General features: G+C 41.6%; 12 protein-coding genes. 8 read left to right on the top strand and 4 right to left on the bottom strand.

All coding sequences use genetic code 11. The features are described from left to right. The first annotated feature begins 109 nt into the window (after nucleotides 1–109). From AB6811_RS07570 to AB6811_RS07545, 6 genes are all read left to right on the top strand, one after another. On the top strand, nucleotides 110–535 hold the full coding sequence (locus tag AB6811_RS07570) for an arsenate reductase/protein-tyrosine-phosphatase family protein (RefSeq protein ID WP_369489845.1): 426 nt from the start codon (nucleotides 110–112) through the stop codon (nucleotides 533–535). A 1-nt stretch (nucleotide 536) separates the two neighbouring features. Further along, nucleotides 537–944: a secondary thiamine-phosphate synthase enzyme YjbQ gene (locus tag AB6811_RS07565; protein ID WP_369489844.1), complete on the top strand. Its 408-nt coding sequence runs from the start codon at nucleotides 537–539 to the stop codon at nucleotides 942–944. A 273-nt stretch (nucleotides 945–1,217) separates the two neighbouring features. Continuing rightward, nucleotides 1,218–2,834, top strand: coding sequence for a thiamine pyrophosphate-dependent enzyme (locus AB6811_RS07560; RefSeq protein WP_369489843.1), 1,617 nt, complete (start codon nucleotides 1,218–1,220; stop codon nucleotides 2,832–2,834). Nucleotides 2,835–2,852: 18 nt separating this feature from the next. After that, nucleotides 2,853–3,434 (top strand): indolepyruvate oxidoreductase subunit beta, encoded by a 582-nt coding sequence (locus tag AB6811_RS07555; protein ID WP_369489842.1) that lies wholly within the window; start codon nucleotides 2,853–2,855, stop codon nucleotides 3,432–3,434. Nucleotides 3,435–3,522: 88 nt separating this feature from the next. Further along, the gene (locus AB6811_RS07550) at nucleotides 3,523–4,110 is read left to right on the top strand and encodes a cation:proton antiporter domain-containing protein (protein ID WP_369489841.1); all 588 of its coding nucleotides are present in this window, start codon (nucleotides 3,523–3,525) and stop codon (nucleotides 4,108–4,110) included. Beyond that, on the top strand, nucleotides 4,107–4,322 hold the full coding sequence (locus AB6811_RS07545; protein WP_369489840.1) for a hypothetical protein: 216 nt from the start codon (nucleotides 4,107–4,109) through the stop codon (nucleotides 4,320–4,322). The genes AB6811_RS07550 and AB6811_RS07545 overlap by 4 nt, the downstream gene beginning before the upstream one ends. Here the strand turns inward: AB6811_RS07545 and AB6811_RS07540 are convergent. After that, on the bottom strand, nucleotides 4,284–5,960 hold the full coding sequence (locus AB6811_RS07540) for a nucleoside-triphosphatase (protein ID WP_369489839.1): 1,677 nt from the start codon (nucleotides 5,958–5,960) through the stop codon (nucleotides 4,284–4,286). The genes AB6811_RS07545 and AB6811_RS07540 overlap by 39 nt on opposite strands. Further along, nucleotides 5,947–6,288, bottom strand: coding sequence for a hypothetical protein (locus tag AB6811_RS07535; RefSeq protein ID WP_369489838.1), 342 nt, complete (start codon nucleotides 6,286–6,288; stop codon nucleotides 5,947–5,949). The genes AB6811_RS07540 and AB6811_RS07535 overlap by 14 nt, the downstream gene beginning before the upstream one ends. 104 nt (nucleotides 6,289–6,392) lie before the next feature. Between AB6811_RS07535 and AB6811_RS07530 the strand changes: the two genes are divergently transcribed. Next, nucleotides 6,393–8,105 carry a M20/M25/M40 family metallo-hydrolase gene (locus AB6811_RS07530; RefSeq protein ID WP_369489837.1) on the top strand — a complete coding sequence of 571 codons (1,713 nt, stop codon included), beginning with the start codon at nucleotides 6,393–6,395 and terminating at the stop codon, nucleotides 8,103–8,105. A 21-nt stretch (nucleotides 8,106–8,126) separates the two neighbouring features. Then, entirely contained in the window at nucleotides 8,127–8,957 is an 831-nt protein-coding gene (locus AB6811_RS07525) for a hypothetical protein (protein WP_369489836.1), read from the top strand. A gap of 68 nt (nucleotides 8,958–9,025) precedes the next feature. Here the strand turns inward: AB6811_RS07525 and AB6811_RS07520 are convergent, their stop codons facing one another. Further along, a complete protein-coding gene (locus tag AB6811_RS07520; RefSeq protein WP_369489835.1) occupies nucleotides 9,026–9,283 on the bottom strand; it encodes a hypothetical protein in 258 nt (85 codons plus the stop codon). 72 nt (nucleotides 9,284–9,355) lie between these two features. Continuing rightward, on the bottom strand, nucleotides 9,356–11,371 hold the full coding sequence (locus AB6811_RS07515; RefSeq protein ID WP_369489834.1) for a TonB-dependent receptor: 2,016 nt from the start codon (nucleotides 11,369–11,371) through the stop codon (nucleotides 9,356–9,358). Nucleotides 11,372–12,431: the final 1,060 nt, after the last annotated feature.

Genomic DNA, 12,431 nt, shown 5'->3' with positions numbered 1-12,431 from the left:
AATTTAACCCCAAAGGTAGTAATCGAACCAAACATCGTAAACCATAAACTCAAAATCTTTACCTTTATTGTGTTTTTTGTTATGCTCGGAAAATCATAACTGAAAAAGGATGAAGGAAATACTTATAGTTTCGCAAAACAACGCCTGCCGTTCGGCCATGGCCGAAGGTTGGTTTAAATACTATGCTCGTGGTGCTGCAAATGTAACCAGCGCAGGAATTGAACCTACACAACTTGACCTTAACGCAGCTCAAAGCATGATGGATGCAGTAATTGATATAACCAAGCATCAACCCAAAAGCCTTAACTCACTTACCGATAAGGAATTCGACATTGTTCTGGTTTTAGATAACAAGGTAGCAAAAACTGCAAGCAGTAATCTGCAATATAAAAACCTATATGTATTTCATTTCGACAGCCCTAAAGCTACTGAGAGTGACGATTCGCTTACCCGTAAAGCCTACGATACCCTAAGAGATGACATTGAGAACTGGGCTTTCGATTTCATTCACCAACACATTAAAAGGTTGATGTAGTATGATAAAACAGATAGAAATAGTGCTTAGACCTTACCCCCAAGGTTTTCATCTGGTAACTGCAGAAATAGTAAACCAACTACCTGAACTACCACAGGTAGGTTTACTTCACCTATTCATTAAGCATACATCAGCGGCGCTGAGCATCAATGAGAATGCAGACCCCAGCGTTAGAACTGACCTGAATGCTTTCTTTAACAGGCACTACCCCATGGAGCCATACTTTAAGCACGACCTGGAAGGCGATGACGATATGCCAGCACACATTAAAACCACAGTTGTAGGAACATCGATATCTATACCCATAACTAACGGAAGATTAAACCTGGGAACGTGGCAAGGAATATACCTTTGTGAGTTCCGAAAACACGGCGGGAGTCGAAAAATTATTGCAACAATTATTGAATAACCACTCAATTACAATATTTTATATTTTTCAGCATTTTACTTTATTGCAATTATTGTTTTTTGTATTTTTGCTAACAACATTAAATTGATTAACCAGCATCAATTACAAATTGTAAGTTTAATGGATGTAAGTTTTATTTACTACCTGCATAATGTAGCATTGAATGTTGGCTTTTTAAAGCGTTTTGGCGGTCTATAAACTTATTATTTATCACTTAAGGATTTAATACTCTATTTTCAAACCAAGCAAAATAACAAGAAACACATTAACTATATGAATAACAACAAGTTACTACTGTTAGGCGACGAAGCGATAGCGCAAGGCGCAATTGATGGAGGGCTTTCAGGGATATACGCTTATCCTGGCACCCCATCAACCGAAATAATGGAATACGTGCAAGCCTCAAAGCAAGCAGCCGAATTGAATATTCACAGGCAATGGTCAGCTAACGAGAAAACTGCCATGGAGGCCGCCATCGGTATGTCGTATGCCGGTAAAAGGGCCATGGTTTGTTTTAAGCATGTTGGGCTTAACGTAGCCGCCGATGCTTTTATTAATGCCTCCATTACCGGGGTTAACGGTGGACTAATTGTGGTTTCAGCCGATGACCCATCGATGCACTCCTCACAGAATGAGCAGGATTCACGCTTTTACGGTAAGTTCTCAATGATTCCCATTCTGGAACCATCGAACCAACAGGAGGCTTACGATATGGCATATTTCGGATTTGAACTATCCGAGAGGCTTAACGTTCCTGTATTAATGCGTATTACTACACGCATGGCTCACTCAAGAGCCGGGGTTCAGCGTCGCGAGTCGAGACCCCAAAATGAACTCCGACTGCCATCGGATCCACGCCAGTTTGTTTTGCTTCCCTCCATTGCTCGCAAGAACTACAAAAAACTGCTGGTTTCCCAAACTGCAATGGAACTTGAGTCTGAAAAATCGGCCTATAACCAGATGATTGAGGGAACCGATAAAAGTTTAGGTATAATAACAACTGGCATAGCTTACAATTACCTTATCGAGAATTTCCCTGACCATAAATGTCCACATCCGGTTCTTAAAATTTGCCAATACCCAATACCTCGCAAACAGGTTACTGAACTCTATAATAGCTGCAGTAAGCTTTTGATACTTGAGGAAGGATACCCCCTTGTTGAGGAAATGATAAAAGGTTTCCTAAACATTGGCAAAACCATTCACGGACGACTTGATGGAACATTACCCCGCGATGGCGAACTTAACCCCAACATTGTTGCCAAAGCCCTTGGGCTAACGGTTACTGAGGGGGAGCCTGTGCCCGAGGTTGTAAAAAACCGTCCCCCATCACTCTGTCAGGGTTGTGGGCATAGGGATGTTTACGAGGATTTGAATGAGGCACTAAAGGAATACGGAACGGGAAGGGTTTTCTCCGATATTGGTTGCTACACCCTTGGTGCGCTGCCTCCATATAATGCTATCAACTCCTGTGTTGATATGGGAGCCTCCATTACCATGGCTAAAGGTGCTGCCGATGCAGGTCTTGTTCCAGCGGTTGCTGTTATTGGCGATTCAACATTTACACATAGCGGAATGACTGGCCTTTTGGACGCTGTTGTAGAGAACTCGCCCATCACAGTTATTATTTCTGACAACTCAACAACCGGAATGACCGGAGGCCAGCACTCTTCGGCTACCGGACGAATTGTTGAAATATGTAAAGGAATTGGCGTTCACCCTGACCACATAAGGGTTGTAACCCCCTTAAAGAAAAATCACGAAGAGAACGTGAAAATCATTAAGGAAGAGCTGGCTTACAATGGCGTTTCGGTTATTATTCCTCAGCGTGAATGTATCCAGACCTTTGCCCGACGCAAAAAGGCTGAGAAGAAAGAGACTAATGAGTAACATAAAACGACTTCAATCATGAAAAACGACATAATACTTGCAGGCGTAGGCGGACAGGGAATACTTTCCATTGCAGCAGCCATTGGACTTGCCGCCGTAAACAGCAATCTCTACATCAAACAATCCGAGGTGCACGGTATGAGCCAACGTGGCGGCGACGTGCAATCGCACCTTCGAATATCCGATAAGCCAATTGCCTCCGACCTCATTCCGGCTGGCAAAGCCGATATGATTATTTCTGTTGAGCCCATGGAGGGCCTCAGGTATTTACCCTTTTTGGCCCAAACAGGATGGTTGGTAACCAATGTTACCCCCTTTAACAACATTCCCGATTACCCCAACATCGACGATATACTATCTAAAATAAAAGCTGTAAAGAACCACATTGCTATTGATGCCGATGCCATTGCTAAGGAAGCAGGCTCAACAAAAGCTTCAAACATAGTAATGCTTGGCGCTGCCTCGCTATTCCTCGATATTCCTTTCGAAAAAATCGAAGAAGGAATACGCCAGCTTTTTGGTAGAAAAGGCGACGATGTGGTTCAGTTAAACCTTAAGGCACTCCGGTTAGGGCGTGAGTTCAGCGAAAAAAACAAATAATTTGAGTGATTGATTTAAAAGCCACCCTCCGGGTGGCTTTTTTTAAGTTAACCTTTAGTATTTTACGCAAAACTTAATCCTACTTCAAATGGAAAATTTTGGGTTTCATCTCCCAATTAGTGAGCCCATTACAGTATTTGGAATTACCGAGTTTATTGGAAACGCCCTATTTATTCCTATCTTTCTTTTTTACGTTGGAATGCTAATTGACCTGAAAGCTTTTGTAAGCGGATACGAATCGCTTGAACTATCTGCAATTCTCATATCATTCGCCATAATCTCAAAATGGCTGGCGGCATACCTCACTCAAAAAATATTTAAGCTAAAAACACTCGATCGGCAACTAATTTTTGGTTTGAGCACTGCTCACGCTGCTGCTAGCATAGCAATTATTCTGGCTGGTTACAAGATTGGCATTGTGGATATTAATGTGTTGATCGCCACTATAGTAGTGATTTTTGCCTCGTGTGTTGTGAGTGCAATGGTAACCGAAAGGGCTGCAGGGAACCATGCCATAGCCTTTCCGACTGTAAGTTTTAAACCATACGATACTGAAAAAGTATTGATTCCGGGAGCAAATCCGGCAAACATTGAATACCAAATTGAGTTTGCTGGGCATGTAAACAATCGGACTAAAAAGCTCCCCATCACCTTAGAGAATGCTTTAACCACATGAAAGGTATTGATAATAACGCTCTAGGAATTATAATATCGGCGCGCAAAGGAACTATTGCTTACAATAGCGATATCCAAAACACTCTGACATTCATTATCCAAATAATCTCCGATAAAAATGTAGTAATTGTTTATCCTGCCATCCACGGTCCCTCAATTATTGATTCACGTTCATTACTTTCGGGAACTGGCCGCGTGGTAACTGAGAACTAAATTTTTAATGCTCTTTGCAGCATCGGTTACACCAACCTTATTAATATCAAATACGTAGGCATCGGTTAGGTTCCACCTTTCCACAACATGCATTAGGTTTTCCCGCCTCACTGTTAGTATCAAAACATTCTTAGTTTTTGTAAGATGATGCTCTATTAGCCCTGCCCACACCTCACCATAAAGCTCCATTCGGCCAACCTCATCAATAACCAATATATCATCGGCATTAATAGCAGCCAAATCAGTGGTTAACCTCACTATAACCCCATCGTTAAACTCAAACGACTTATTAGGCAAACCACAAGCTCCAATCCTACGGCACAACATCAAGTCGGTTCCCTCGGGTATTATCCTAAGATTATATCCCTCGCGTAGCGGTGGCGCACCTATACCCCTGGCAATAAATCCCTTAAAACTCAAGCCTTTTTCCTTCCCTAAAGTTTCCAGCAGATTTTCTAAATAGGTTGATTTTCCCTCACCTAAACCACCTGTAACGATAAATATTGGTCTATTACCGCACCAACTCGAGTTATTGATTACGCCCTGAATACTTTTAAGCATTGATGAAGCTGTAAATTTCGATTTTTCAAAAGCTTCCAGGTATATGGGTAAGGCATTAAATGCCATGCTTGATGCATGGTAAACCGGACTTAGAAATCCTCTACTAAAAAGCTGACTAACGGCAGGTTTGGCTAACTCTGTTCCAATTGCAGCTAATGTTACAACAACAAAGATTGCTCTAACAAAAATATATGAGCCATACATTGGAACCAGGACTAACTTGGTTGTGATTAATGGAATTATAAAAGCAAATGCCAGAACGGGCAATATAAAAATTGGCTTTAATAGCATTTTTCGGGGCCTTTCATAAAAGGCTAAAACAAGAGTTGAATATAACCCACCGCCCAAAATGGCAAACCAAGTAGGCATTGCTGAGGCAAAAGCAAGATATGACACAAGGGCAATTATATGGATTATCAACAGTAAATAAGTTCTGAAATTTAGATTATTGCCAACTCTTGTAAAAACTGTAATTTCAATTGGATTAATGGCAATGGGCAAATTATTTTTCCCTAGGCTATATCCAATCAATGCCGATATGATACCAAGGGACAAATAAATAATCAGTAAGGTATAAATCAAATGATTGGTTACAATCACATTATTGCTTCCAGTTAATTGGATTAACAAGCTATTAAAAAATTCAACAATGCCTTGTCCGTAAATCATGTATAGTCTAATAGCTTTAAAAAGCGGAATTGAGAGCAGAGCCAAACCTCCACCCAGTAAAAGTCCAAGTACATTTGTGCCCAATATTAGTAATCCTAACTCCATAAGAACCCCTTCAAGTGCAATTCCCACCATTGGAGGTAGAATTACCGCGCTAGGCGATACTGACTTAAGTAAGGCACAAATCAGTGCTGCTCGCCAGAAGAATCCTCTCTGAATTGATGGTGCCGAAATAGCAGAAACGGTTAATACACCAAGCGATGCAAGCAATGTTCCTGCAGCCATAGGAACGATCAGGTTGTGAAGTACAGAACCCAATGTGATTTCCAGAGCACCCCAAATACTCCCACCTATAATTGCCCTTTGCCACAATGGGCTAAGCTTGTATGCCACGCTATTCCCTTTCACCTGGGACTCTTGGATTTTGTATAACAATCAAGTAATCAATGGCCAGAACAAAAAGCAACACAAACTCAACATCCTGAAATCCTAAAAGGTTTAGGATAATAGTAGCAATGATAAACCCCAAGGTGAACCGCCTATACCTGTCAACCTTATGTAAATTTTTAACATTCCTAATATAAAACCTCAATCTATGCAAAATAATTGGTACAAATGCCAAGTAGAATAGCCATACTCCCACTTTGTAAAATCCCAATCGAACTATTCCTGCCACTATAAGCAAACCAACAGTAAAAAGAATTAGCTTCCGCTCTGATATTCTGATTTTTCCCATTGCTTAAAAAATTGGTACCAAAATTGACAGCAATAATAAAAAAATTAGTTGATGATTTAAGCTATATTTGAATTCTATTGTTAACAATACAAATTTTTACCATCATGCAAAGGATTTTACTTGTTGTCTTGCTATTCGTTTCTTCTACCCTATTCGCCCAGATTAAACGAAGTGCTTATATCACTAGTAACGAACTTTTATACCACGTAAGCTTTCTGGCTTCCGATAGTTTAAAGGGGCGGCAACCAGGTACTGTTCAGGACAAAATTGCAGCTAAGTATATCCGCGACGAGTTTCGTGAATACGGCCTAACCCTTTTAGGCAAAAAAGGGTATCAATTCTTTTCCTTTAAGAATTTTAACCCTGAATTCGAAAAGAAAACCAGCTTAATGATAAATGATGAGAGGCTTGAGTTCAGTCGCGATTTTTCAGCACCTACTGTAAACGGGTCGGACTCACTCTGCGCCGAAGCAATATTTGTTGGCAAAGGCGATAGTGTAGCATGCTATGAAAATGTCAAGGTTCGAAGGAAATGGGCTGTAATTTATTATCCATTAGGTGACTCAAAATACGTTTACTTGAATACTAAACCAATAGAAATTGCTAAAAATCAAGGCGCTGCTGGGATTATTATTGTAAGTAACGACACATTATCAAAGTATGTTGATGTTGATTTCCGTTCCCTTCCGAACCTCCCTATTTTCATTCTTTCGCCCGATGCTTCAGCAAAACTTATTGCGCCTATTGGCCAGCCCTCCGCTATTGCTCAGAGAATTGCTGAGAATAGGATTCTCTCGCTACCCTTAGGAATAACTGTATGTGGAAAGGTAGCAAAACTTTATAACTCCATTGAAACCCAGAATGTGGTTGCCATGCTCCGTGGCACCGACCCCAAGCTCGCTAATGAATACATTGTAATTGGTGCACATTACGACCATTTAGGAATGGGTGAAATGGGGGGTAGCAGAAACCCCGGCCAGCTTGCCGTTCATAATGGAGCCGACGATAACGCTTCAGGTGTTGTGGCCATGCTTGAAATTGCTCAAAAGTTAGCATCGGAACAGAAAAAAATTAAGCGTAGCATTGTGTTTGTGGCTTTTGGAGCCGAAGAAAAAGGACTTATTGGCTCGCAGCGGTTTGTTGACTCTGCTCTCATTCCAGTTGAAAACATAAAGGCTATGATTAACCTCGATATGGTGGGACGATTACGCAACCGTGAACTTGAGGTTCACGGGTCAAAAACCTCCCTTGAGGCCGATTCCATTCTGAACGCCCTGAATTCCGATAGCCTTTTCAACCTAAAACTGGTTCCCGATGGCTTTGGCCCCTCAGACCATGCCTCATTCTACTCAAAAAACATACCTGTTTTCTTTATTCACACCGGATTACATAAAGATTACCATACCCCAAACGATGATGTAGCACTACTCAACATTGATGGTATGCAGAATGTTTCCGATTACACATACCGCTTGGCCCGAGAACTGGCAACCATGCAAAAACCCCTCACCTTTACAAAATCAAGCACCCGCTCCATTTCATCATCGCGTTCACCAAAAATTAAAGTTAAGCTGGGAATAATGCCCGATGTGAGTGGTGCATCGGATGATGGACTCAAGGTTATTGGCGTTACCGAGGGTAAGCCTGCCGAAATTGCTGGCATTAAAGTAGGCGACTTGATTATTGCCATAAATCAGAAAAGTATTAAGAATATTTACGATTACACCGAAGCCCTTTCAACCCTTGAACCGGGCACTAAAGCAACTGTTAAGGTTGTAAGGGATAAAGTAGAAATGGAATTAACTGTTGAACTTTAACCATAAAAATATCAATTAACCATGAAAAAATATTTAATTTTTTCCCTGGCGCTCACAATAACCCTGGCAGCCGCTGTTTATCAACGCCTCACGGGGCCTACCCATCCTAAACGAGTTAGCTATTTAATTGATAGTGTAGAGTATAAATCCAAACTGATACGTAGCGGGGAAAGCGATAAGGACACTAAAATTACCCTTCACCTCCCAATAAATGCCATTGCTACTCTCCATTACAAGCGATTCAAGGTTAACGAGGATTTTTCACCGATTCCATTTCTTGCGGTTGATGAAAACCGGCAGGAAGCATACCTTCCTAAAATGCCTGCTGCTGCAAAACTCCAATACTATATTGAAATAGTTGAGGGTGCTAACACCCAGTTTTTGTTCAAAGAAAATCCTATTACCATAAGATATAAAGACCCGGTGCCTGCTTGGGTCTTAATCCCACATATACTATTCATGTTCTTAGCCATGTTATTCTCGAACCTAACAGGTTTACAGGCTACATTCAACATCCCGTCGTACAAACGGAATATCACCGTAAGCCTTGCTTTACTATTTCTAGGTGGTTTAATCCTTGGCCCTATTGTTCAGAAATATGCATTTGGGGCATACTGGACAGGTTTCCCTTTTGGCTATGACCTTACCGATAATAAAACCCTTATTGCTTTTGCAGCATGGCTAATTGCATTTATTACTAATCGCAAAAACAACAGGCCTGCAATGGTTTTACTTGCAGCAGTGGTTACCATTATTATTTTCTCAATCCCTCACAGCCTTTTTGGATCGGAACTGGACTATGAAAGCGGTAAAGTGATTACAGGTTTTGTTCACTCATTATGTCTGTTTTAGCCTAACCAACAAAAAAGAAAGGCCGTTGATCATAATCAACGGCCTTTTCGCTTTTAACCTATATACGATTAGTGCTTGTGCTCACAGGGTTTATCGCAGGGCTCTTTATGCTCCTTACCACTGCAGCAACCATCATTCTTGGTGCTATCGGCTGGTGCATTAACCTTTGTTGAGTCGCAGCAACTCTTTCCCTCTTCCTTGCTGTGACCACCACAGCATTCAGTTTTTTCTTGGTTAGTGGCATCGCTCGCCTTGGAACCGCAAGATGTCAAAGCTAAACTGCTGACAATAAGTAGCGATGAAGCAATCAATACAATTTTCTTCATTTTAGAAGCTGTTTTTGGTTTGAATCTGCAAATAAATCTATTTACGAGTAAAAATGCAAACTCTTTTACATGTTATAAATCAAATCTGTAACTAACTCCAAGCCCAATCCATCGACCTGGCTGTATCACATTGGCAATGTCAACATATTGATTACCAAAGATATTATTAACATCAAAATAGATATTTACCTTTTTGAAAACATATCCAGCCCTTACATCCATTAGGAAAACATCGGGATATGAAGTAGGGATTGACGTATTTGAATCGATAAATTTTAAATACTCTCCATTTCTGTCCTGATACCTTAGGGTCAAATTCAGGTATAAGTTTTTAAAGGCATGCCGTGTATTCAATGTTACACAATGCCTTAGGTAATCGAGCACATAGTATGAATCGAGTTCGCTTTTATCCTTTTCACTTTCGGTATATGCATACGATAGTGTAATCTTATCGGTGAAAATATTAAGGTTTTTAGTATTCACACTCAGGTTGATATTTGAACCCCACGAGTTAAGCTTTGTATAGTTCACTGTTGTCCAAACCGTTTCGTTTGCTGGCTTTACCCAGTCGATAATGTCGGTACCCTGCCTGTAAAATAAAGCAATTTCAACCCTTAGGATATTCTGATTCAATTTTAAACCCGATTCATATGTGGTGGCATATTCAGCCTTCAGGTTTGGGTTGCCAATATTGGTAGGTCCTTGGTAATACAAATCGGTAAAAGTTGGGAGCCTAAACGAACGATTCACCGAAGCAAATGGTCTAATATTTTTAAACAGATTGTACGATAAATCGGCACCCCAAGTCCAAATATCGCCAAACTTATTTGAATGATTATACTGCCCACCAAGCGAGAATGAGAACTGCTCAAAAAAGAAACCCTGGGTGGCGTATGCCAAAAAATGATTGCGGGAATCGCCCTTTTTGTAGTAAACCTTCTCTCCCCAAACCATAACGGAATCGGTCAGTGGGCTTCCAAACTTGTTGCTCAATATTTCTTCACGTCTCAGCTCAAATCCTGCTTCAGTTTTCCCCCATTGATAAAACCGGCCTACCGATAGCTTTCCACCATAAACATCGGTTGCATGGTAGTTGTGGCCGGTATACCACGAGGCTGGATTGGTTCGGAAAAGTTCAAACCTATCGGTATGTTTACGGTAATAACCTGCTGCTTTGACCGTAAAATTGTTCCAGGTTCTATCAAAACCAAGCGAGCCTAAAATAGCCCTGGTTGCCTCATACTGATTGGGATACTTTGGGGTATAAAAGCTATTAGCGCCAAATCCTTTATCCTGGTATCCCGCAAAGAAATTTAGTTCTGATTTGTTGAATGAATAGGATGTATGAAGGTAGACGTTCAGGTTTTTGAAATCGGTATTTTCAATATACCCGTCGCTCCTGTCATATGAGGTTGCTATAAACGAACGAAGATTTTTGCTGCCTATATTTTGCGAAGCCGAAACCTTGGTTAAGCCATACTCCCCTGCAAAGAACGAAAGTTCACCTCTACCGCTGCCATCGGGTTTTGTGATTATGTTAATAGCTCCGGCAAATGCTCCAGCACCATACTCACGTGCTCCGGGGCCTTGTAGAATTTCTATCCTATCAACCGCATCAATGTTTATGGGGATGTTCAGGTTATGATGTCCAGTTTGTGGATCGGTAATGTTGATTCCGTTTAGCAGAACCATAACCTGATCGAACGAACCGCCCCTGAAATTAATGTCGGCCTGAACACCATTTGTTCCACGCTGCCTGATATCAATTGCCGCCACCTGCTCAAGCAACTCGCCAAGCGCGGTGGCCTTAAGTTGCCCCAACTCATCGCGGTTAACAACCCTTACTACCCTAGTAAGCTCCGAATAGGTGCTCGCTTTCTTGCTGGCATTTACTACAACCTCCTCAATATCGACATTTTTTGTTATCGCAACACTATCGGGCTGTGCAAACGTTGCCATTGGCATGGCAAGTAAACAATACGAAAAGGGCAATACCCCGATGGTTACTACCGTTTTAAAACTTTCAAATACTCCGTAACCCTTGTGCGACCATTTGGTAAATCGCTTTACCATGTTACTGAAAAACATTTTTTTACGCATAGTTTGATTGATTAAATAGTTAAACATTAATTACGTTGAGCATTTAAAACACAACGCCTGCAAAGGTAAATATTATAAAAAGCATTAATAGACGTACGGAAATGTTTAACAACAAGCAAATAATAATCCTAGAGGTGTTCGTGAATTGGAATAACACTCGTGTAAGGAGACGCGTGCAAACGATGTGATTTGGTAAATGGTTGATAGTTGGCTTGAGAATCTTAAATGTTGAATCAATGTCGTTTAATTAACAAAAACATTCATGCCTGTCATCCTGAGCGGCCTGTCCCGCCCTAGCGGGGAGCGAAGGATCTCAAATCGCCCCCATGAGACGTTTCGCTTTGCTCAACATGACAATAGCTTCACGAACAACTATACACGAACAACTAACAACGCTTCCCGCCCCGTAGGGGCGTAACATTTACAACTCCATTGTCATCCCGAGCGTAGTCGAGGGATCTCGATTTAAGATTTAAGAACTCACTAGCTAGCACACGTCTTTAGACGCACACAAATCGCCCTGAAAAGGCAAATCACATTAGCCCTGGGTTTTAACCCAGGGTATTGAGGTGTTCAAATTATTTTGCGATGCACGCATTACATTTTCCAAAGAGCAAGGGGAAAGCGTTGCATCGCAACAGAAAAGCATTACAAAGAGCGGTTTACACGTTCTTTCTTGTCTTGATACAAGAAAGAACCAAAGAAAATCAAGGCTGAAAAGCCCGACCCGATGGGTGCCCCGCGGTTGGAACTGCCACGCGATACAATTCGCCACGCCTACGGCGTGACTCATGTGGTATCGCTTACTAAGCCCACCGCCACGTTCCACCCCTGACCCATTGCAGGGTCAGGCTTTTATGCCTCTGCTTGCTTCTTCCGCTCCATTCCCTCTCAGGGATAAGGGCTGGGGTGAGGTTGTTTCCCACATTCAACCTAGATGACCCCTCTAAATCTCCCCTGAGAGGGGAGACTTTAGCACTGCAATAAGGTTTCCTGATTGCTTTTCCCCTCTCCTGTCAGGAGAGGGGCGGGGGTGAGGTCAATTCCA

The sequence above is a fragment of the Tenuifilum sp. 4138str genome, assembly GCF_041102575.1.
GTDB lineage: Bacteria > Bacteroidota > Bacteroidia > Bacteroidales > Tenuifilaceae > Tenuifilum > Tenuifilum osseticum.
Note: the sequence above shows the minus strand (reverse complement) of the source record. Positions and strands in the feature narration are given on the sequence as shown.

Bases quoted from the DNA above. Each gene is read 5' to 3' on its own strand.
- AB6811_RS07515 (WP_369489834.1), bottom strand. From the start codon at position 11,371: ATGTTTTTCAGTAACATGGTAAAGCGATTTACCAAATGGTCGCACAAG.
- AB6811_RS07570 (WP_369489845.1), top strand. From the start codon at position 110: ATGAAGGAAATACTTATAGTTTCGCAAAACAACGCCTGCCGTTCGGCC.
- AB6811_RS07560 (WP_369489843.1), top strand. From the start codon at position 1,218: ATGAATAACAACAAGTTACTACTGTTAGGCGACGAAGCGATAGCGCAA.
- AB6811_RS07520 (WP_369489835.1), bottom strand. From the start codon at position 9,283: ATGAAGAAAATTGTATTGATTGCTTCATCGCTACTTATTGTCAGCAGT.
- AB6811_RS07555 (WP_369489842.1), top strand. From the start codon at position 2,853: ATGAAAAACGACATAATACTTGCAGGCGTAGGCGGACAGGGAATACTT.
- AB6811_RS07565 (WP_369489844.1), top strand. From the start codon at position 537: ATGATAAAACAGATAGAAATAGTGCTTAGACCTTACCCCCAAGGTTTT.
- AB6811_RS07535 (WP_369489838.1), bottom strand. From the start codon at position 6,288: ATGGGAAAAATCAGAATATCAGAGCGGAAGCTAATTCTTTTTACTGTT.
- AB6811_RS07550 (WP_369489841.1), top strand. From the start codon at position 3,523: ATGGAAAATTTTGGGTTTCATCTCCCAATTAGTGAGCCCATTACAGTA.
- AB6811_RS07525 (WP_369489836.1), top strand. From the start codon at position 8,127: ATGAAAAAATATTTAATTTTTTCCCTGGCGCTCACAATAACCCTGGCA.
- AB6811_RS07530 (WP_369489837.1), top strand. From the start codon at position 6,393: ATGCAAAGGATTTTACTTGTTGTCTTGCTATTCGTTTCTTCTACCCTA.
- AB6811_RS07545 (WP_369489840.1), top strand. From the start codon at position 4,107: ATGAAAGGTATTGATAATAACGCTCTAGGAATTATAATATCGGCGCGC.